Source organism: Streptomyces sp. NBC_00162 (assembly GCF_024611995.1).
GTDB lineage: Bacteria > Actinomycetota > Actinomycetes > Streptomycetales > Streptomycetaceae > Streptomyces.
Genome location: NZ_CP102509.1, coordinates 5406132 through 5424866, shown reverse-complemented (window position 1 = coordinate 5424866; position 18735 = coordinate 5406132). Strand labels below are relative to the sequence as shown.

Sequence of the window (18735 nt, the reverse complement as noted above, 5' to 3'; positions counted from 1 at the left end):
CGATCCCCCCGGATACGGATGGAGTTGCACGCCGGCGATCCGCCGGTCCAAGCAGGCCGCGGGACAGGGGTGGCGTCCCGGCGGCGGTCGTGAAGATTTATCACGGGTTTATGGGCGACCGAGGGCGCGAAATGTGACGTGGGGCACAGGAAATTCGGAACAAAGATCCAGAAATGGATCAGACCACCGAGTCGCGGTGATCTGATCGTTATCCGGATTTGAGCGTCCGCTGAGCGAACACTGTTCGCCCTTGAGGATCTTCAGAGGGTCACAGCGTTTCGACGAGCGTCTCCTGGAGTCCACCGAGCCACAGGTACGCCATCACCATCGGCTTGCGCGGGTCGTCGTCCGGCAGCCGGAACAGCACCGCGCTCTCGTCGTCCTCGGTGATGTCGAGGCGGGCCGCGAGGGTCAGGCGCAGGTCGTTGAGCGCGCCGAGCCAGCGCAGCGGCAGCTCCCCCGTCAGCTCCAGCACCGCCGCCCCGTCGCCGGCCGGGGTGAGCCCGTCCAGGCTGCGCACGACGGCCAGCGCGTCCTCCCGCTTGCGGGTGCGCAGGTCGTTCTCGGTGAAGCGGCGGAACTCCGCCGAGCGGGCGCGCAGCTCCTCGGCGTCCTCCTTGAGTCCCGGGCCGCCCGGGCCGCCGTAGGCGTCGGGGAAGAGCCGGGCCAGCGCCGGGTCCGACGGGGGCTCGGTGGGGCCGTCGGAGGCGAACAGCGCGGCCAGCGGGTCGGCGTCCTCGGCGGGCTCGGGCTCGCCGGGGCCGATCAGCTCCAGCAGCTGGACGGCCAGGGAGCGCAGGATGGAGATCTCGATCTCGTCGAGCGCGATGGCGGAGCCGCCGCCCTTCAGGGACTGGAACGTGCCGCCCATCAGTTGCGGTCCTGGGAGAGGGTCGCCCACAGGCCGTAGCCGTGCATGGCCTGCACGTCGCGCTCCATTTCCTCGCGGGTGCCGCTGGACACGACCGCCCGCCCCTTGTGATGGACGTCGAGCATCAGCTTGTGCGCCACGTCCTTCGAATAGCCGAAGTACGCCTGGAACACGTACGCCACGTAGCTCATGAGGTTGACCGGGTCGTTGTGCACCAGGGTCACCCAGGGGACGTCGGGTTCGGGGACCGCGAAGGTCTCTTCGGCCGATTCGGTGCGTTCGATCTCTACAGGAGCAACACTCACTTGTCCCATGCTGCCACCGTGACGGGCCCGTCGCACAAACGGGTCCTAGATCTCGTCACTTTGACGAAATGTGCGCTAGCATCCTGGCCATGAACCCTGCGGACCTGGGCCTGCCGGTGGACGTGCCGTCGACAGCGCTCTTCACGGACCATTACGAGCTGACGATGCTGCAGGCCGCCCTGGCGAACGGCACAGCCGACCGCCGCTCGGTCTTCGAGGTTTTCACCCGGCGGCTGCCCGAGGGACGCCGTTACGGCGTGGTCGGCGGAACCGGCCGGGTGCTCGACGCGGTGGAGAACTTCCGCTTCGACGGCGCGGTGCTGGACTTCCTGCGCGAGCGGGCGATCGTCGACATGCGGACCCTGGACTGGCTGGCCTCGTACCGCTTCTCCGGCGACATCTGGGGCTACCCGGAGGGGGAGGTCTACTTCCCCGGCTCGCCGATCCTGCGGGTCGAGGGCAGCTTCGCCGAGTGCGTGCTGCTGGAGACCGTGATCCTGTCGATCCTGAACCACGACTCGGCGATCGCCGCGGCCGCGTCCCGGATGTCCTCGGCGGCCGGCGACCGGCCGCTGATCGAGATGGGCGCCCGGCGCACGCACGAGCTGGCCGCCGTCGCCGCGTCCCGCGCCGCGTACGTCGGCGGCTTCGCCTCCACCTCGGACCTGGCGGCCGGATTCCGGTACGGCATCCCGACGGTCGGTACCAGCGCCCACGCCTTCACGCTGCTGCACGACAGTGAGCGGGACGCGTTCACGGCGCAGGTGGCCTCGCTCGGCAGCGGAACCACCCTGCTGGTGGACACCTACGACGTCGCCGAGGCGGTACGGACGGCCGTGGAGGTGGCCGGGACCGGCCTGGGCGCGGTCCGGATCGACTCGGGCGACCTGCTGCTGGTGGCCCACCGGGTGCGCCAGCAGCTGGACGAGCTGGGAGCCACGGAGACGAGGATCGTGGTCACCTCGGACCTGGACGAATACGCCATCGCCTCGCTCGCGGCGGCGCCGGTGGACGCGTACGGCGTGGGCACGCAGCTGGTGACGGGCAGCGGGCACCCGACGTGCTCGATGGTCTACAAGCTGGTGGCGCGGGCGACGTCGGCGGACCCGAAGGCGGCGCTGGCGCCGGTGGCGAAGAGGTCCACGGGCGGCAAGACCTCCATCGGCGGCCGCAAGTGGGCTGCGCGGCGGCTGGACTTCGAGGGGATCCCGGAGGCCGAGGTCGTGGGCGTGGGCCCGGCCCCCTCGGCCCTGGCGGACACGCAGCTGCTCGTACAGCTGGTCAAGGCCGGCGAGGTGGTCGCCCGCGAGCCGCTGGAGGCCGCGCGCGACCGCCACCGGGCCGTCCTCGCGGGGCTCCCCCTCTCGGCGACCCAGCTCTCGCGCGGCGAGGCCGTCATCCCGACGGAGTACGCGTAACCCGCCGGGCACGCCCCGGCCCGTCCGGCGTTCGAGGACCGGGGTGTGGGGCGGAGCCCCGGTTTCGGGAAGGGGCGGGGTGGGGGAAGAGCCCCGCAGGGCCCCGCCGCCGCACATGCACACTGAGCCGAAGGACAACGTCATGCACCGCGCACTGATCGTCGTCGACGTACAGAACGACTTCTGCGAGGGCGGTAGCCTCGCGGTCACCGGCGGAGCCGACGTCGCCGCCGCCATCACCGACCTCATCGGGCAGGCCACCCCCGGCTACCGGCACGTGGTCGCCAGCCGGGACCACCACATCGACCCCGGCGGCCACTTCGCGTACCCCCCGGCCGAGCCGGACTACGAGACCTCCTGGCCCGTCCACTGCGTCGCCGGAACCGAGGGCGTCGGCTTCCACCCGAACTTCGCCCCCGCCGTCGCGTCGGGCGCCGTCGGCGCCGTCTTCGACAAGGGGGCGTACGAGGCCGCGTACAGCGGGTTCGAGGGGACCGACGAGAACGGGACGGACCTCGCCCGGTGGCTGCGGGAGCGGCACATCACCCACGTGGACGTGGTCGGCATCGCCACCGACCACTGCGTCCGGGCCACCGCCCTGGACGCCGCCCGCGCGGGCTTCACCACCCGCGTGCTGCTGCACCTGACGGCCGCCGTGGCCCCGCACACCACCGCCCGCGCCCTGGACGAGCTCCGGACCGCCGGAGTCGCCCTCGTCGGCGGCTAGGGACTCGCTAGGCCCTGTCCGGGCGATCTTCGCGGGCCCGCGCGGCCTGGCACGGCGCCTCGCCACGTTGTCGCATCGCGCGAGTACGGCCAAGTACGAGCTGCGATGTCCCCCAGCTACCGCTGGGAGGTGCCCCCACCGCCTTGCGATGCACCGCACCAGACCACGCGGGCTGACCCACGAAGATCGCCCGGACAGGACCTAGGTGCCCAGCAGGGCCCGGATCGGGTGCCAGAGCTCCTCCGCGACATCGGGCGCACAGCGCCAGAGCAGGCCGTCCGGGTGGTGCAGGACAGCCGTGACCTCGTCCGGGGTCGGCGGCTGTGCGTTGCCCCGCAGGTACACCGCCCGCATTCCGAGGTTCCGCAGCCTGGTCAGGGCGCGGGCCCGGTTCGCGGCGTGCACCAGCACGCGGACATTGCCGCTCTCGCCGTCCTCTCCGGACGGCCTCGGCAGCGTGAGCGCGACCACCACGCTGCCGCCTGGCAATCTGACGAAACCTCCACCGGGCATGGCTGTCATCTCCCCCGTCAATAAGAAACTCGCACCACGCATCTAAACGCGATCGGCCGCCGCCCGCTAGAGGGCGACGGCCGATCATGCTTTGACCTGCGGTTTTACCGAATTACTTCGAGGCGGGACCGACCTCGACCGTCATGACGAGACCGTCGTAGGTCTCCTTGGCGATCTTGATCTTGGTGTTGGTGTCAGTGACCTTCACCGAGCCGGTCGGGTTCTCGTCGTAGTAGTACTTGCCCTTGTGGTCGTCGAAGACCAGGTTGGCGGGCTTCGGCTTCAGGAACAGCGACTCGCCGTTCTTGTGCAGCGTGAACGCGTCCGTCGAGTAGGCGCTGAAGGCAGCGTCGTACGGCTGGATCTTGTTCCGCAGCAGGGTGCCGTCCGCCCACTTCATGGGCTTGGCGTTGGCGTCGATCGGCAGGATCAGACCCTGGCCCGGGTGGACGCTGGTGTTGTTGTCCTTCTGGCTGGTGTCCCACTGCCAGATCAGCAGACCGTCCTGGTACGGGTAGTGCTCGACCCAGTCCGGCTTGGTGTTGCCGAAGCCGAAGTTGTACGGGCCCACCTTGAGGGTGGAGTCGTACGAGACGTAACGGCGGTTCTCGGCCAGGTAGTACTGCGCGTACTCCTTGGTGAAGCCGCCGCCGATGCGCGAGAAGCCCTTGCCGGTCCAGCCGTTGTCGCCGCTCTCGGCGCCGTCGGTGAACAGCGTGGCGCCGTCCGCGGTGATGTTGACGGCGTCGGCGGTGAAGCCCTTGCCGCCCGCGCCGCCGTCCGTCTGGTAGCGGAAGCGGAGGTCGACCTTCTTGCCCGCGTAGGCGTCGAGCGGGAAGTTCAGGTTCTTCCAGGCACCCGAGACACCGGTCAGCGACGGGCTGCCGCCCGCGTCGACCGGGAGGGCCACGCCGTCGGCGGTGCCGGCGAGGACGGTCCAGTTGGCGCCGCCGTCGGTGGACACCTCGGTGTAGAGGAAGTCGTACTCGGCCTCGATGTCCCACCAGCCCTTGAGGGACAGGGCGGCGGACGTCTTGCCCGTCAGGTCCACGGAGCGGGTGAGGGTGTTCTTGAGGTCGTCACCCATGTTGCTCCACCACTGCGAGGAGCCCTCGGCGGGAGCGACGACGTCGGTCTTGACCTGCTTCTTCGGCAGCTCGACGACCAGCGCCTGCTTGTCCTTGGTGTTGTACTCCGACACGCCCAGCTTGTGGGTGGACTTCGTCGCGGCCTTGGCCGTGTCGTAGTTCAGCCAGCCCAGCTGCAGCTTGTCCCAGGCCGTCATGTCGCCCGGGAGGTCGCCTATGGAGTCCTTGCCGGTGCCGAGCCAGGAGCCAGCCGACATCAGGGACCAGAAGCCGACCGAGTTCTCGCCGCCACCGGAGGTGTCGTAGAGGTCCGGCAGGCCGAGGTCGTGGCCGTACTCGTGCGCGAAGACGCCGAGGCCGCCGTTCTCCGGCTGCATCGTGTAGTCGCCGACCCAGATGCCGGTGTCACCGATCTGGGTGCCGCCGGCCTTGTTGTTCTCCGGGCCGGCCTTGCCCGCCGCGGTGCCGTAGGCGTACCAGCGGTGCGCCCACAGCGCGGTCGTGCCCTGCACGCCGCCGCCGGCCGACTCGTCCTCGCCCGCGTGGACGATCTGGAAGTGGTCGATGTAGCCGTCGGGCTCGTTGAAGTTGCCGTCGCCGTCGAAGTCGTAGCGGTCCCACTGGTCGTACTGGGCCAGCTGCGCCTTGATCTGCGCGTCGGTCTTGCCCGCCTTCTTCTGGGCCTCCGTCCACGCCGTGACGCCGTCCTTGACGGTGTCCCACACGTTGGAGCAGTTGGTCTGGCCGCAGTAGTTGGAGCCGTAACGGCCCTCGTTGTACGGGACCTTGACCCAGTCGGCGACCTCGCCCTCGACCGAGTAGCGGCCCGAGGAGGTCTTCTCGTAGTAGGTCTTCAGCGAGTCCTTGCCCTGACCCGTACCGAAGTACAGCTCCTGGAAGTAGTCGCGGCTGAAGTCCTTGCGCCAGGCGGTGCTGTTGTCCTTGGCGCGGTCCGGCTCGGCGATCGTGTTGTGCATCGGGCCGGGGGTGCCGCCGTACTTCTGGACCGGCGGCTTCGGGCCCGGGCCGTCCGGGTCGAACATGGTCGTGTCGTCGACCTGGTCGCCAAACTCGACGAGGATCGTGAAGATCTTGTCGGTCTTCTCGCGGCCGAGCTCGACGTACTTCTTGTCATCGAGCTTGACGACCTTGGAAGCACCGCGCTGCTCGACGTCCTTCTTGCCCGTCAGCACCTGGTCCAGGGCGGCCTTGCGCTGCTGCGCCTGCTGCTCACTGAACGGGCCCTTGAGGTCGTGCTCGACGACCTTCGAAGGAGCGGTCGGGTCCTGGCGGTCGGCCGCCGGGGCTCCGGGGCCCTTGTTGTCGGCCTGGGCCGAGAAGAAGAAGGCGCCCGATGCCGCGGTGGCGGCCATGGTCACGGCGACGGCGGTCGCGCGGAGCGCACGCCGTCTGGCGGAATTGCTGGTCACTTGATGTCGTTCCCCTCCCGCGGCCGCAGCGTTGGTCGGAACGTCTCCATAGGAGCGGGGGGTTCCGCGCGGCGCGCGTCTCAAGTGACGACATTTGACCGGAGAGTCGAAAGAAAAGACAGACCTTGACTTGTTCCTTACAACTGCACTATGCGGTCAGCCAGTTCCGCTATTCGGACGTTCCGCTGCCATATGGGGCGAAGGGCGCGTCACGGGCGCCGTCTCGCGCCTCCGCAGGGCATTTCGGGTCCGCCACGGGCGTGCGGAATGACCCCGTGCGCCCCCTGTGCTCCGGCACCGTGGGTTAGGTCACGCTTACTGGCGGTTCCGCTCGGGCATCCCCCGTCGTAGAGTCACTTGACGCGCGACCGAGTTGAGCCGACTCCCCCTCCCCTCCCTGAGGACGGATATCGCCATGCCGCGTCCGACTGCCGCACAGCTCGCCTACGGGTCCGCCACCGTCGTCGTGTCGACGATCGCCATGCTGCTGCTTTCGCAGACGAGTTCGGGGTTCGGGATCGCGGTCATCTCCGCGGCCGCCCTCGCGCTCGGTCTGCTCGTCGCCGTCACCGTGCCGCTCCCGAGGCGCCGGGGCCGTCACGCGGCCCGCCCCGGCTCGGCCGCGGCCACCCCGGCCCCCGCGCCCGTCCCCGCGCACCTCCCGTACGAGGACACGCCGACGGCCGCCCGGGTACCCGAACCCCGGACGGCCGCTGCCGAACATCCCGTTCACCACTGAGGGACTACGTGGTGGACTGCACCACCACCGTCTTGGCCACCTTGTCGTGGAGGCCCTGCTTGTACGGCTTGTCCACCAGGATCGAGACGATCAGCGCGATCGGCCACAGGCAGAAGCAGCAGATCAGCGTCGGCAGCCAGAGCACGGCGGCGCGGGCGAGGGACGCGTTGGACTGCGGGACGCTGCCGTCGTTGAGCATCGCGACGCGCAGGCCCAGCGCCTTCTTGCCGACCGTCTGGCCGTTCTTCTTGGTGAACCACCAGTCGTAGCCGACGTACGCGACGATCGAGATCAGCGTCATGATCAGGCCGCTGCCGCTGTAGGACCGCGTGAAGACCTCGCTGACGTCCTCGCCCTGGTTCGTCTCGACCATGTACCGCTTGGTGCCGAAGGCCAGCTGGATGAGGAACAGCGGCACGGCGACGATGATCACGTCGATGACGCGGGCGGCGAGCCGCTTGCCGAAGTCGGCGAGCGGGGGCATCCCCGCGAGCGGATCGGGCATGCCGTAGCCGCCGCTCCCACCGTACGGGTCGCCGCCACCGCCGTACGGGGGCGGAGGCGGGGGCGGATATCCGCCGCCGCCCGCGCCGCCGGGGGGCGGGGGGCCGGGGGGCGGCGAGCCGTACGGCGAGCCGCCCGACGGAGGCGTCGGTTCCTGGGGCTTCTTGCGGAACGGGTCTTCCTCCGGCGGTTCGCCCGGCGGCGGCTGGTCGGTACTCATGGCCCGAGTCGAACCCGGCTCCGTCAACCCCGCAACGGGACGGCGTCCATCCGGGGGACGAGCCGGTCCGGCGCCCCCAGGACACCCCCGAGACGCCCCCAGGGCGCCCCCGGACGGGGCCTAGCGGGCCACGTACGTCTTCGCGGCCTTGTCGTGCCAGCCCCGGCGGCGCGGGCGGTCCACGAGGCACCAGAGGCTGCCGGGGAGGCCGAGGAAGGCGAACACCAGCCAGCGGCGCAGGGACGCGCCGACGGTGGGCGGGCGCAGGGTGGCGGCGGCCAGCACCCGCACGCCGAGCAGCTTCTTGCCCGGGGTGCGGCCCCAACGGGCGGTGGGCAGGGCCTCGTAGAAGACGCCGAAGAGCAGGACCACGCCGAGGACCAGGCCGAGTTGGCCCGTGATGGTCCCGTCGAGCAGCCAGACGGTGGTGCTGCCGCCGCTCGTGCGGGCGGCGTCCACCTTGGCCTGGACGTGGGCGGTGGCGGCGGGGATCTGGGGCCAGGCGGCCGCGGCCGCGACCGCCGCGAGGACGAGGGAGTCCACGGCGCGGGCCACGGCCCGGCGGACCAGGCCGGCGGGGCGCACGGCGCGCTCGGCCATCCGCTCGAACACGGCCCGAGGTGTGCCGGCGCCCTCCCGACGGGTCGCCGGGGCCTCGGCCCGGGGCTCCGCCGGGGCGGCCTGCTTGGTGGCCGGGGCCGCCGCTCTGGTGGCCGGGATCGACGGGCGCACGCCGGCGGACCGGGGCGGCCAGGGCTCGGGGCGGACCGCGGCGGGCGGGGGCTCCGCGGCGGCGGGCGCCGACTCGGGCCAGCAGGACGTCAGACCGGACCGGCCGGAGCCGCCGGACCCGCCGGGCGCATCGGGCCATGCGGGGGCCGGAGCCGGAGCCGGAGCCGCCGCTGCCGCCGGGGAGCGGGCCGACAGGATCCCGGCCGCGGCCGACGGCGTACGGGCGAGGGAGATCCCGGCGGCCGGGGCCCGAGCCGGACGCGGGGCTTCCCGCTCGGGCTCGCGTGCCGGCTCGGGCTCGCGTGCCGGCTCCGGCTCCGGCTCGGGTTCCGGCTCGGGCGGGCTGCCCCACGACACCCGATGGTCGCGCGGCCCGCCGAAGCCGGCCTGGTGAACGCGGTCGGCCTGCCACACCACCTGCTCCGCAGCCCGCTCGACGGCCCGCTCCACGGCCCGCTCGGCAGCGTCATCCGCCACCGCCGCCGTCGCCGAGGTCTGGTCCAGGAACACCGGCCCCGTCTCCTCCACGGAGACCGGGACCGGGGCCGGGGCAGGGCGGCTCGTACCCGGAACCCAGGCGGCACCGTTCCAGTACCGGACGTACCCGGGGATGGACGGATCGGGGTAGTAGCCCTCGCGGGCCGCGTGCTCGCCGTCACCAGGGGAGGCCGTCAATGTCCCCAACTCCGATCGTGGCTTGAGGCATGTGCAAGGCAGGACCATAGCCAAGAACCGCCCCCCGACAGGTCCGGTAACGGGAGATTGCAAACCTTCGGGCGAACCTCGGGCCATGCGGCTGTTTTCGGTCACCCGACAGAAATCGGCCAACCTTCGATTCCCCGCCCGAAGTCGCGTCATACCCGGGCACACTGCGGCTCTCTCCGGGTGTGGGGCGCGATCCGGCCCCGCGCACCGAACCGAAGTGAGGCCGTCATGCACCACCCCGTCATCGAGCGCGAGCTGGAACTCAAGCTGGTCCTGTCCCCCGAGCGCAGCATCGCCGTACCCGCGCGGCTCCTCTACCTCACGGACGACCCGTACGCCGTCCACATCACCTTCCACACCGGCTCCAACGCCCCCGTCAACTGGACCTTCGCCCGCGAACTGCTGGTCGAGGGGGTGTTCCGCCCGTGCGGCCACGGCGACGTCCGGATCTGGCCCACCAAGATCGACAACAAGGCGGTGCTCTGCATGGCGCTCAGCTCGCCCGACGGCGACGCCCTGCTGGAGGCCCCCGCCGCCTCCGTGTCGGCCTGGCTGGAACGCACCCTGCGCATCGTCCCGCCCGGCACCGAGGCCGAGCGGCTGGGCCTGGACGCCGCGCTGGCCGCGCTGCTCGCCCCGACCCCGGCAGACGAGCTGTGGCTGCGCGACCCCTGGCCGTCGGACGAGTCGGCCGACGGGGAGCTGTGATGCCGGCCGAGGGATCAGAGGGATCAGAAGAGCTTGCCCGGATTCAGCAGGCCCAGCGGGTCGAACGCGGCCTTGACGGCCCGCTGCATCTCCAGCCCCACCGGGCCGAGTTCGCGGGCCAGCCACTCCTTCTTCAGCACGCCCACCCCGTGCTCGCCGGTGATGGTCCCGCCGAGCGACAGCCCCAGCGCCATGATCTCGCCGAAGGACTCACGGGCCCGCCGCGTCTCGTCCTCGTCGGCGGGGTCGAAGCAGACGATCGGGTGGGTGTTGCCGTCGCCCGCGTGCGCGCAGACCCCGATGAGCAGGTTCTGGGCGCGGGCGATCGCGGCCGTCCCGTCCAGCATCTCGGCGAGCCGCGAGCGCGGTACGCACACGTCGTCGATCATCGTCGCCGGCCGCAGCGCCTCCAGCGCGGGGAAGGACATCCGGCGGGCCTGGAGCAGCAGTTCGGACTCCGCCTGGTCCTCGGCGGGGACGACGGCGGTGGCTCCGGCGGCCGTGCACAGCTCCCCCACGGCCGCGAGGTCCCCGGGGGCGTGCGGGGTGTCGAAGGCGGCGAGCAGCAGGGCCTCGGTGTCCTCCGGGAGGCCCATCTTCCCGAGCTCGTTGACGGCCCGGACGGTCGTACGGTCCATCAGCTCCAGCAGCGAGGGGGTCAGGCCCGCCTCCATGACGGCGCAGACGGCCTCGCAGGCGGCCGCGACGGAGGGGAACTCCGCGGCCATCGCGAGCTGCCTGGGCGGCGCCGGCCGCAGCGCGAGGACGGCCCGGACGACGATGCCGAGGCTGCCCTCGGAGCCCACGAAGAGCCGGGTGAGGTCGTATCCGGCGACGCCCTTGGCGGTACGCCGGCCCGTACTCATCAGCCGCCCGTCGGCCAGGACCACGTCGAGGCCCAGCACGTACTCGGCGGTGACCCCGTACTTGACGCAGCACAGCCCGCCGGAGGCGGTGCCGATGTTGCCGCCGATGGTGCACTGCTCCCAGCTGGAGGGGTCGGGCGGGTAGTACAGGCCCTGTTCGGCGACGGCGCGCGAGAGCACGGCGTTGACCACTCCCGGTTCGACGACGGCGATCCGGTCGACGGCGGAGATCTCCAGGATCCGGTCCATCTTGACGAGGGACAGCACGATGCAGCCGTCGGAGGCGTTGGCGCCGCCCGACAGGCCCGTACGGGCGCCCTGCGGGACCACGGGGATCCGTAGGGCGGTGGCGGTGCGCATCACGTGCTGGACCTGCTCGACGGTCCGGGGCAGGACGACGGCTGCGGGGGTGCCCGCAGCGCAGAAGCTGGCCATGTCGGTGGCGTAGGAGGCGGTCACCTGGGGGTCGGTGAGCAGTGCCTCGGCCGGGAGCCCCGCAAGCAGGCTCGTGCGCAGACGTGCGAAGAGGTCGTCATCCATGGGGCCAGCGTGACACCGGGGGCCATCGGTGTGAACACGGCCGCGACCGGCTTCGGACACCTCGGAGAGCTCTTCATATTGACGCACAGTGAGCCCATGGACCGTATCGACCGTATCGACGAGGAATCGTTCACCCCGGCGCCGCCCGTGACCTTCACCGGCCGCAAGACGCTCGTGGCGGCCGCGGTCGCGGTGGTCCTGATCGCGGGGGCCCTGCTGATCCGGCCGGCCCGGACCGGCGACGACGCCCGCCCGCCGGGACCGAGCGAACGGGCCGCGGCGGCGGTCGGGATGGGCGCGCCCGCGGCGGCGGTGGACGTGACGGCGCTGGTCGCGGACCGGGAGAAGTGGGTCGCCGGGCATCCGGACGACGACGCCTCGTGGGCGGTCCTGGGCGCCGCCTACCTGGAGCAGGCGCGGCGCTCGGCGGACCCGGCCTGGTTCCCGAAGGCGGAGAAGGCCCTGAAGAGGTCGCTGGAGGTCCGCCCCGCCGAGAAGGGCAACTTCGACGCGATGACGGGCATGGGCACGCTGGCCAATGCCCGGCGGGACTTCGGGACCGGGAAGAAGTGGGGCGAGCTGGTACGGGCGCAGTCCGCGCAGCGGTGGACGGCGTACCCGGTGCTGGTGGACGCGTACACGGGCCTGGGCGACTACAAGGCCGCGCAGAAGGCGATGGAGCGGCTGCTGGAGCTGCGGCCGGGCCTGGCGGCGTACGTCAGGGCCTCGCAGGTGTACCGGGACCGCGGCTGGCGCGAGGACGCGGTGGTCGCGATGGAGCACGCGGCGGGCGCGGCGAAGGCCCCGGCGGAGAAGGCGTACGCGCTGTTCCGGCTCGGGGAGCTGTCCTGGGAGCGCGGTGACCCGGCGGAGGCGCTGCGGCTGTACGAGGGCGCGCTGCGGACGGATCCGGCGCAGTCGGAGGCGCTGGGCGGCCGGGCCAGGGCGCTGGCCGCGCTGGGGCGCGGCGGGGAGGCGGTCCGGGACTACCGGATGGCGCTGGGGCGCACTCCGGCGCCGCGGCTGGCGCTGGAGCTGGCGGAGCTGCTGGACGCGCTGGGCCGGGGGCAGGAGGCGCGCGTGCCGTACGACATGCTGGGCGCGCTGGCGGTGCGGGACGACACGAACGGCGTCGACGACGACGTGGTGCTGGGCCTGTACGAGGCGGACCACGGTGATCCGGCGGCGGCGGTGAAGCGGCTGTCGGATGAGTGGTCGCGTAACAAGAGCGTGCAGGTCGCGGACGCACTGGGCTGGGCGCTGCACAAGACGGGTGAGGACTCGGCGGCGCTGGAGTACGCCACGAAGGCGACCGAGCTGGGGTTGCGCAGCGCCGACTTCGCCTACCACCGGGCGATGATCGAGCGCGGGCTGGGGGACGAGGCGGCGACGCGGCGCCACCTCCAGGAGGCGATGCGCACGAACCCGCACTTCTCGCCGCTGCGGGCGCCGCTGGCGAAGGCGGCCCTGGCGACGATCGGTCAGCCGCCGTCGGGCGGCCCGGAGAACATGCAGCCGGCCACTCCGTGGGTGATGCCGGAACTCCCGAAGGCGGCCAAGCCGAAGCCGGCGGCCGCGCCGAAGCCGAAGCCGTCCCCGTCGTCCCGCTGACGGAGCCCCTCGGCGGCGGTACGGGCCGGCCCCCCGGCGGGAGCCGGGGGGCCGGAGCTCCGCGTCCTACAGGTTGCCGCGCTTCTCCTGCTCGCGCTCGATCGCCTCGAACAGGGCCTTGAAGTTGCCCTTGCCGAAGCCCATCGACCCGTGCCGCTCGATCATCTCGAAGAAGACCGTCGGCCGGTCCTGCACCGGCTTGGTGAAGATCTGCAGCAGGTAGCCGTCCTCGTCGCGGTCGACGAGGATCTTCAGCTCGCGCAGGGTCTCCACGGGCACCCGGGTCTCGCCCGCCCAGTCGCCGAGGGTGTCGTAGTACGAGTCCGGGGTGTCCAGGAAGGTGACGCCCGCCGCCCGCATCGACCGCACGGTCGCGACGATGTCGTTCGTGGCCAGCGCGATGTGCTGGACGCCCGCGCCGCCGTAGAACTCCAGGTACTCGTCGATCTGCGACTTCTTCTTCGCGATCGCCGGCTCGTTGATCGGGAACTTCACCTTCAGGGTGCCGTCCGCGACCACCTTGGACATCAGCGCCGAGTACTCGGTCGCGATGTCGTCGCCCACGAACTCCTTCATGTTCGTGAAGCCCATGACCTTGTTGTAGAAGGCGACCCACTCGTTCATGCGGCCGAGCTCGACGTTGCCCACGCAGTGGTCGATGGCCTGGAAGGTGCGCTTGGCCGGGGGCTCGACCATCGGGCCGACGGCGACGAAGCCCGGCAGGTAGGGGCCGGTGTAGTCGCCGCGCTGCACCAGCGTGTGGCGGGTCTGGCCGTAGGTGGCGATCGCGGCCAGCGTGACCGTGCCGTGCTCGTCCTTGACCTCGTACGGCTCGTCCAGGCCGCGGGCGCCGTGCTCGACGGCGTAGGCGTACGCCGCCCGCACGTCCGGGACCTCGATGGCGAGGTCGATCACGCCGTCGCCGTGGTCGGCGACGTGCTCGGCGAGGAAACGGCCGTGGTCGGTCGTCGCCTTGATGACCGAGGTCAGGACGAAGCGCGCGGCGCCGTTGGTGAGGACGTAGCTGGCCGTCTCGCGGACGCCGTTCTCCGGTCCGGAGTAGGCGACGAGCTTCATGCCGAAGGCGGTGGAGTAGTAGTGCGCGGCCTGCTTGGCGTTGCCGACGGCGAAGACGACCGCGTCCATGCCCTTCACCGGGAAGGGGTCTGCCTCACGCGCGGTGTGGGGGGTGGTGTCGAGGGTCTCAGTCATGACGGCAGAGTCCCGCCGATCCACAAGCTGCGCAATAGTTTCCTGTTTGGCTGTACAGACTGCCCAGCTGGGCCGGAGACTGGCTGAAACATCTGTGCACTATGACCACCTCTGAGGACCCCGGAGCGCACTCATGGGAATCGACGACCTCGACGGCCGGCTCATCGTCCTGCTCGCCCGCGAGCCCCGGATCGGGGTCCTGGAGGCCTCGCGCCGTCTGGGGGTGGCACGCGGAACCGTGCAGGCCCGTCTCGACCGGCTTCAGTCGAACGGAGTCATCCGCGGCTTCGGCCCGCAGGTCGATCCGGCGGCCCTCGGGTACCCGGTGACCGCCTTCGCCACCCTGGAGATCAAACAGGGTCAAGGGGCCGATGTACGGGCCCACTTGGACGGGGTGCCGGAGGTACTGGAGCTGCACACCACCACGGGGCACGGGGACATGCTGTGCCGGCTCGTGGCCCGGTCCAACGCCGATCTCCAGCGGGTGATCGACCGTGTCGTCGGATTCGAGGGCATCGTGCGGGCTTCGACGGCGATCGTCATGGAGAATCCCGTGCCCTTGCGGATCATCCCGCTGGTGGAACAGGCGGCCGAGGACGACAGCCGATAGGGCGATGGGGCGCCAGGGAGGGGTGAACGAGTTCCAAAGAATCTGTTGCAAAGAAATCCTTGCAGAGAAGTCTTTGCAACTCTACAGTTGAGGCATGCCCGAGAAGCCCGACGCCCAGCCGAACGTCCGCACCCTCGACGCCCACGCCCTGCGTGGCCTGGCTCATCCCCTGCGCATGCGCCTGCTGGCCGCCCTGCGCCAGGACGGCCCGGCCACGGCCTCCCAACTGGCCGAGAGGCTCGGCGAGTCCAGCGGCGCCACCAGCTACCACCTGCGCCAGCTCGCCGCGCACGGCTTCGTCGAGGACGCGCCCGAGCACGGCAAGGGCCGTGAGCGCTGGTGGAAGGCCTCTCACGACGGCACCGCCTTCGACGAGGGGCTGATCTTCGACGGCGACGCGGCGACGCGCGGCGCGGCGGACGTCTTCCTGACCGAGATCGCGCGGATCCACACTCAGGAGCTGGACACCTGGCTCGGCACGGCGCACGAGTGGCCCACCGAATGGCGCGGCGCCTCGGACCTCAGCGACTTCACGCTGAAACTCACCGCCGGGCAGAGCCACGAGCTGATCCACAAGATCCACGACCTGATCAACAGTTACCGCGAGCTGCCGCCCTCGGACGACATGGAAACGGTCCGTTTCCACACGCACGTCATCCCGCGCCGCACCGCGGAATAGCACCCTCTCGCAGCCTCTCGCGTCCTTTCGCAGCCTTTCGCAGAAGGAGTCCTGCCATGCACGCCTTCACCCATGCCCGGATCCACGCAGCCCGCACCGCCGAACTGGCCGCCGAGGCCGCCGCCTGGCACCTCGCCTCTTCGGCCGACACCACCCCCGCCCTGCGCGACCGCCTCGGCGAGGCGCTGGTCGCCGCCGGGATGCGCCTGATGCAGCCGGCCCACATCCACGCCCGCCTCCGCCAGCAGCACGCGGCATGAGCAGAGGCCCGTTCACGGCGGTCCTGGCCGCCAACACCATTTCCATAGCCGGGAGTTCGCTCACCCTGATCGGCGTGCCGTGGTTCGTGCTCCAGACCACGGGCAGCGCCGGGCGGGCCGGGATCGTCGCCTTCTGCGCCACCCTGCCCGTCGTCGTCGCCGCGCTCGTCGGCGGCCCGGTCATCGACCGGATCGGCCGTCGGCGGGTCTCCGCGGCCTCTGACCTGATCTGCGCGGTCTCGGTCGGCGCGATCCCGCTGCTGCACTACGCGGGCCTGCTCGAGTTCTGGATGCTGTGCGCGCTGATGGCCGTCGGCGGGCTCGTGCACACCCCGGGCCTGACCGCCCGGTACGTGCTCCTGCCGAGCCTCGCCGAGCACGCGGGCACCACGGTGGCCCGGGCCGCCAGCCTCTACGACGCCGTCTCGCGCGGGGCCCGGATGATCGGGGCCGCGCTGGCCGGCGTACTGATCGCGGCCTTCGGGGCCGAGACCGTACTGCTGCTGGACGCGGTCACCTTCACGGCGTCCGCCCTGCTGGTCGCCGCGTTCCTGCGCGGGGTGCCGGCCGCTGAGCCGCAACGGGCCGCCGGGAAGGTGTCGTTCGCCGGGTACTGGGCCGAACTGGCCGAGGGCTGGGCCTTCCTGACCCGCTCCCGGCTGCTGATGGGCATCACCGTGATGGTGATGATGACCAACGGCCTGGACCAGGGCTGGTCCTCCGTCCTGCTGCCCGTACACGGCGACGCGGCCTTCGGCGGCGCCACCACCCTCGGCCTGATGATCTCCCTCTTCGGCGGCTTCGCGCTGCTGGGCGCCCTGCTCTACGGGGTCTGGGGCGAGCGGTTCCCCCGCAGGGCGGTGTTCGCGGCCGCGTTCCTGCTGTGCGGGGCGCCCCGCTACGTGACGGCCGCCTTCACGGACACCCCGCTGCCGCTCGCGGTGACCATGGCCCTGTCCGGGCTCGGCGCCGGCGTGCTCAACCCGATTCTGACCACCGTCGTGTACGAGAACGTGCCGGAGGAGCTGCGCAGCCGGGTCTCGGGGGTGAGCACGGCGGGCTGCGAGCTGGCCATGCCGATGGGCGGGCTGGCCGCCGGCCTGCTGGTCGACGGGTTCGGGGTGACGCGGGCACTGCTGCTGTTCGGCGGCACCTACCTGCTGACGACGCTGGCCCCGCTGGTCTTCCCGGCGTGGCGCGGGCTGAACGGCACGGCCGCCGCCATCAGCAGGACGGAGCGTCCTCTCCCCGGTTCAGTGCCCGCAGAGCGTTCACGGCATCCGTCAGAGAGGTGACGGGGACCAGCCGGAGCCCCTCGGGGAGTTCGGACTGCGCGTCCGAGCACTCGGCCTTCGGTACGAGGAACACCGTCGCCCCGTCGCGCCGCGCGGCCTGGGTCTTCAGGGCCACCCCGCCGACCGCGCCGACCTCACCGTTCGCGGCGATGGTGCCCGTACCGGCGATGGTGCGTCCGCCGGTGAGGTCGCCACCGCTGCCGTCGCCGTCGAGCTTGTCGACGATGCCGAGGGAGAAGAGGAGCCCCGCGCTGGGACCGCCGACGTCGGCGAGGTTCAGCTCGACCTTCACGTCCTTGGGGTCCTTGTGGAGATAGCCGAGGGCGGCGTCCGCGGCGGCCGACTGGGATTTGACCATTTCTTCCAGATTGTGCTGCTCGATCTCCTTGTCGGTTCCGCCCGAGGAGTAGACGGCCTCCTTGGGCATGACGGCCCGGGAGCTGTCGAACCAGTTGTCGAGGAGATCGGGCAGGTTCACCGTCGTGGAGGGACCGGTGGCCTGGATGGTGGTCATGCGGAGCTGGCCCGCGGTCGGCCGGGTCGGGGCGCCGGCGACCGTGATGACGGGCTTGCCGTCCCGCTCGCCCAGCACGTCGGCCGTGAGCCCCGGCTGGGCGACCACGAAGGGCAGCGGCGCGAAGACGGCGACGGCGAACAGCCCGACCACGGGCACGGCACAGACGGCCAGGGCGGTGGGACGCGGCAGACGCATGAGACGAGAGGGCACCCGGCCAATCTATCTGCCCGCCCCGACGGCACTATCCGGCCTGGCCGCACCAACCAGCCTTGCCGGGCAAATGCAGCCCCGCCTGGGGGCCCCTCCCAGCGGTAGCTGGGGGAGTTTGGGGCGCGGGGGTCCGGGGCGGAGCCCCGGCAACGGCGCCGCTCCCGGCCCCGAACCCCGCCGCGCGGTCGGCGAAGGGCGGTCAGCGAAGGGCGTCCGCGACCTCGCGCGCCGCGTCGACGACCCGCGGCCCCACCCGCTCCGGCACCGCATCGGCCAGCATCACCACACCGACGCTGCCCTCCAGCCCGGTGATCCCGACGAGCGGCGCTGCAGCGCCACTGGCGCCCGCCTCCAGCTCCCCGTGGGTGAGCGTGTACCCGGGTTCGATCAGGGCCCCCTGACGGGCGGCCAGAATGGCCCGCCCGGCGGCCCCGCGGTCCAGCGGGTGGCGGAAGCCGGCCCGGTAGGCCACGTGGTAGTCCGTCCAGGTCGGCTCCACGACGGCGACGGCCAGCGCCTCGGTGCCGTCGACGAGGGTCAGGTGCGCGGTGGCACCTATGTCCTCGGCGAGGGACCGCAGCGCGGGCAGGGCCGCCTCGCGTACGAGCGGATGCACCTGTCGGCCCAGCCGCAGCACCCCGAGCCCGACCCGGGCCCGGCCGCCGAGGTCACGGCGGACCAGGGCGTGCTGCTCCAGGGTGGCGAGGAGCCGGTAGACCACGGTGCGGTTCACACCGAGGCGGTTGGAAAGCTCGGTGACGGTCAGACCGTGGTCGGTGTCGGCGAGCAGTTTGAGGACTCTGAGTCCTCTGTCGAGAGTCTGGGAGGTTTCCGCGGTCACGACGCCTCTCCCTCTTTCGGTGGGCGGCGGTGACTCTCGGGGTGGAACGCCGCCGGTCCCGCGGCGGCGCACGGAGAGGCCGCCGGTAGCGGCCATGGCACCGGCTGCGCTCCCGCGGCGGCGCTGCCACGGTG

Annotated in this window: 19 protein-coding genes; 9 read left to right on the top strand and 10 right to left on the bottom strand. The window is 71.6% G+C overall.

The window, feature by feature from the left end:
* Positions 1–268 precede the first annotated feature (268 nt).
* Positions 269–871, bottom strand: coding sequence for a DUF2017 domain-containing protein (locus JIW86_RS25180; protein WP_257556150.1), 603 nt, complete (start codon positions 869–871; stop codon positions 269–271).
* The gene (clpS, locus tag JIW86_RS25175; RefSeq protein WP_030717942.1) at positions 871–1185 is read right to left on the bottom strand and encodes an ATP-dependent Clp protease adapter ClpS; all 315 of its coding nucleotides are present in this window, start codon (positions 1183–1185) and stop codon (positions 871–873) included. Before clpS ends, JIW86_RS25180 begins: the two co-directional genes overlap by 1 nt.
* Before the next feature lie 80 nt (positions 1186–1265).
* On the opposite strand from clpS, the gene JIW86_RS25170 reads away from it, so the two are divergent.
* Together JIW86_RS25170 and JIW86_RS25165 are read left to right on the top strand one after the other, a co-directional pair.
* Positions 1266–2594, top strand: coding sequence for a nicotinate phosphoribosyltransferase (locus tag JIW86_RS25170; RefSeq protein WP_257556149.1), 1329 nt, complete (start codon positions 1266–1268; stop codon positions 2592–2594).
* Between the two features lie 142 nt (positions 2595–2736).
* Positions 2737–3321 (top strand): nicotinamidase, encoded by a 585-nt coding sequence (locus JIW86_RS25165; RefSeq protein WP_257556148.1) that lies wholly within the window; start codon positions 2737–2739, stop codon positions 3319–3321.
* 201 nt (positions 3322–3522) lie between these two features.
* Here JIW86_RS25165 and JIW86_RS25160 read toward each other — a convergent pair whose 3' ends face one another.
* Together JIW86_RS25160 and JIW86_RS25155 are read right to left on the bottom strand one after the other, a co-directional pair.
* Positions 3523–3834, bottom strand: a complete 312-nt coding sequence (locus tag JIW86_RS25160; protein WP_215140324.1) for a hypothetical protein — start codon at positions 3832–3834, stop codon at positions 3523–3525.
* Between the two features lie 112 nt (positions 3835–3946).
* Positions 3947–6295, bottom strand: coding sequence for an immune inhibitor A (locus JIW86_RS25155; RefSeq protein ID WP_257559435.1), 2349 nt, complete (start codon positions 6293–6295; stop codon positions 3947–3949).
* 472 nt (positions 6296–6767) lie between these two features.
* Between JIW86_RS25155 and JIW86_RS25150 the strand changes: the two genes are divergently transcribed.
* Entirely contained in the window at positions 6768–7091 is a 324-nt protein-coding gene (locus tag JIW86_RS25150; protein ID WP_215140325.1) for a hypothetical protein, read from the top strand.
* 4 nt (positions 7092–7095) lie between these two features.
* Here the strand turns inward: JIW86_RS25150 and JIW86_RS25145 are convergent, their stop codons facing one another.
* Positions 7096–7815, bottom strand: a complete 720-nt coding sequence (locus JIW86_RS25145; RefSeq protein WP_215140326.1) for an RDD family protein — start codon at positions 7813–7815, stop codon at positions 7096–7098.
* Between the two features lie 120 nt (positions 7816–7935).
* The gene (locus tag JIW86_RS25140; RefSeq protein ID WP_257556147.1) at positions 7936–9222 is read right to left on the bottom strand and encodes an RDD family protein; all 1287 of its coding nucleotides are present in this window, start codon (positions 9220–9222) and stop codon (positions 7936–7938) included.
* Between the two features lie 258 nt (positions 9223–9480).
* Here JIW86_RS25140 and JIW86_RS25135 point away from each other — a divergent pair, with 258 nt between their 5' ends.
* Positions 9481–9960 (top strand): SsgA family sporulation/cell division regulator, encoded by a 480-nt coding sequence (locus JIW86_RS25135; protein WP_215144466.1) that lies wholly within the window; start codon positions 9481–9483, stop codon positions 9958–9960.
* Positions 9961–9983: 23 nt separating this feature from the next.
* On the opposite strand, the gene JIW86_RS25130 is transcribed toward JIW86_RS25135, so the two are convergent.
* Complete coding sequence (locus JIW86_RS25130; protein WP_257556146.1) at positions 9984–11366, bottom strand: FAD-binding oxidoreductase; 1383 nt, start codon at positions 11364–11366, stop codon at positions 9984–9986.
* Between the two features lie 96 nt (positions 11367–11462).
* Here JIW86_RS25130 and JIW86_RS25125 point away from each other — a divergent pair, with 96 nt between their 5' ends.
* Positions 11463–12977, top strand: a complete 1515-nt coding sequence (locus JIW86_RS25125; protein ID WP_257556144.1) for a tetratricopeptide repeat protein — start codon at positions 11463–11465, stop codon at positions 12975–12977.
* A 66-nt stretch (positions 12978–13043) separates the two neighbouring features.
* Here JIW86_RS25125 and hppD read toward each other — a convergent pair whose 3' ends face one another.
* The gene (gene hppD / locus JIW86_RS25120; protein WP_215144469.1) at positions 13044–14189 is read right to left on the bottom strand and encodes a 4-hydroxyphenylpyruvate dioxygenase; all 1146 of its coding nucleotides are present in this window, start codon (positions 14187–14189) and stop codon (positions 13044–13046) included.
* A 133-nt stretch (positions 14190–14322) separates the two neighbouring features.
* Between hppD and JIW86_RS25115 the strand changes: the two genes are divergently transcribed.
* The 4 genes from JIW86_RS25115 to JIW86_RS25100 all read left to right on the top strand — a co-directional run bounded on the left by JIW86_RS25115 (position 14323) and on the right by JIW86_RS25100 (position 17033).
* Positions 14323–14799, top strand: a complete 477-nt coding sequence (locus JIW86_RS25115) for an Lrp/AsnC family transcriptional regulator (RefSeq protein WP_215018310.1) — start codon at positions 14323–14325, stop codon at positions 14797–14799.
* A 94-nt stretch (positions 14800–14893) separates the two neighbouring features.
* Positions 14894–15478, top strand: a complete 585-nt coding sequence (locus JIW86_RS25110) for an ArsR/SmtB family transcription factor (protein ID WP_257556142.1) — start codon at positions 14894–14896, stop codon at positions 15476–15478.
* A 56-nt stretch (positions 15479–15534) separates the two neighbouring features.
* Positions 15535–15738, top strand: a complete 204-nt coding sequence (locus tag JIW86_RS25105; RefSeq protein ID WP_257556141.1) for a hypothetical protein — start codon at positions 15535–15537, stop codon at positions 15736–15738.
* On the top strand, positions 15735–17033 hold the full coding sequence (locus JIW86_RS25100; RefSeq protein ID WP_257556140.1) for an MFS transporter: 1299 nt from the start codon (positions 15735–15737) through the stop codon (positions 17031–17033). The genes JIW86_RS25105 and JIW86_RS25100 overlap by 4 nt, the downstream gene beginning before the upstream one ends.
* On the opposite strand, the gene JIW86_RS25095 is transcribed toward JIW86_RS25100, so the two are convergent.
* Both JIW86_RS25095 and JIW86_RS25090 read right to left on the bottom strand, forming a co-directional pair.
* The gene (locus JIW86_RS25095; protein WP_257559434.1) at positions 16963–17745 is read right to left on the bottom strand and encodes a PDZ domain-containing protein; all 783 of its coding nucleotides are present in this window, start codon (positions 17743–17745) and stop codon (positions 16963–16965) included. The two genes, JIW86_RS25100 and JIW86_RS25095, sit on opposite strands and share 71 nt — an antisense overlap.
* A 214-nt stretch (positions 17746–17959) precedes the next feature.
* The gene (locus tag JIW86_RS25090; RefSeq protein ID WP_069920456.1) at positions 17960–18601 is read right to left on the bottom strand and encodes an IclR family transcriptional regulator; all 642 of its coding nucleotides are present in this window, start codon (positions 18599–18601) and stop codon (positions 17960–17962) included.
* Positions 18602–18735: the final 134 nt, after the last annotated feature.

Coding starts and splice junctions, on each gene's coding strand:
- JIW86_RS25125 (WP_257556144.1), top strand. CDS start 11,463: ATGGACCGTATCGACCGTATCGACGAGGAATCGTTCACCCCGGCGCCG.
- JIW86_RS25180 (WP_257556150.1), bottom strand. CDS start 871: ATGGGCGGCACGTTCCAGTCCCTGAAGGGCGGCGGCTCCGCCATCGCG.
- JIW86_RS25170 (WP_257556149.1), top strand. CDS start 1,266: ATGAACCCTGCGGACCTGGGCCTGCCGGTGGACGTGCCGTCGACAGCG.
- JIW86_RS25165 (WP_257556148.1), top strand. CDS start 2,737: ATGCACCGCGCACTGATCGTCGTCGACGTACAGAACGACTTCTGCGAG.
- JIW86_RS25135 (WP_215144466.1), top strand. CDS start 9,481: ATGCACCACCCCGTCATCGAGCGCGAGCTGGAACTCAAGCTGGTCCTG.
- JIW86_RS25150 (WP_215140325.1), top strand. CDS start 6,768: ATGCCGCGTCCGACTGCCGCACAGCTCGCCTACGGGTCCGCCACCGTC.
- JIW86_RS25105 (WP_257556141.1), top strand. CDS start 15,535: ATGCACGCCTTCACCCATGCCCGGATCCACGCAGCCCGCACCGCCGAA.
- clpS (WP_030717942.1), bottom strand. CDS start 1,185: ATGGGACAAGTGAGTGTTGCTCCTGTAGAGATCGAACGCACCGAATCG.
- hppD (WP_215144469.1), bottom strand. CDS start 14,189: ATGACTGAGACCCTCGACACCACCCCCCACACCGCGCGTGAGGCAGAC.
- JIW86_RS25095 (WP_257559434.1), bottom strand. CDS start 17,745: ATGCGTCTGCCGCGTCCCACCGCCCTGGCCGTCTGTGCCGTGCCCGTG.
- JIW86_RS25110 (WP_257556142.1), top strand. CDS start 14,894: ATGCCCGAGAAGCCCGACGCCCAGCCGAACGTCCGCACCCTCGACGCC.
- JIW86_RS25115 (WP_215018310.1), top strand. CDS start 14,323: ATGGGAATCGACGACCTCGACGGCCGGCTCATCGTCCTGCTCGCCCGC.
- JIW86_RS25145 (WP_215140326.1), bottom strand. CDS start 7,815: ATGAGTACCGACCAGCCGCCGCCGGGCGAACCGCCGGAGGAAGACCCG.
- JIW86_RS25155 (WP_257559435.1), bottom strand. CDS start 6,295: ATGGCCGCCACCGCGGCATCGGGCGCCTTCTTCTTCTCGGCCCAGGCC.
- JIW86_RS25100 (WP_257556140.1), top strand. CDS start 15,735: ATGAGCAGAGGCCCGTTCACGGCGGTCCTGGCCGCCAACACCATTTCC.
- JIW86_RS25160 (WP_215140324.1), bottom strand. CDS start 3,834: ATGCCCGGTGGAGGTTTCGTCAGATTGCCAGGCGGCAGCGTGGTGGTC.
- JIW86_RS25130 (WP_257556146.1), bottom strand. CDS start 11,366: ATGGATGACGACCTCTTCGCACGTCTGCGCACGAGCCTGCTTGCGGGG.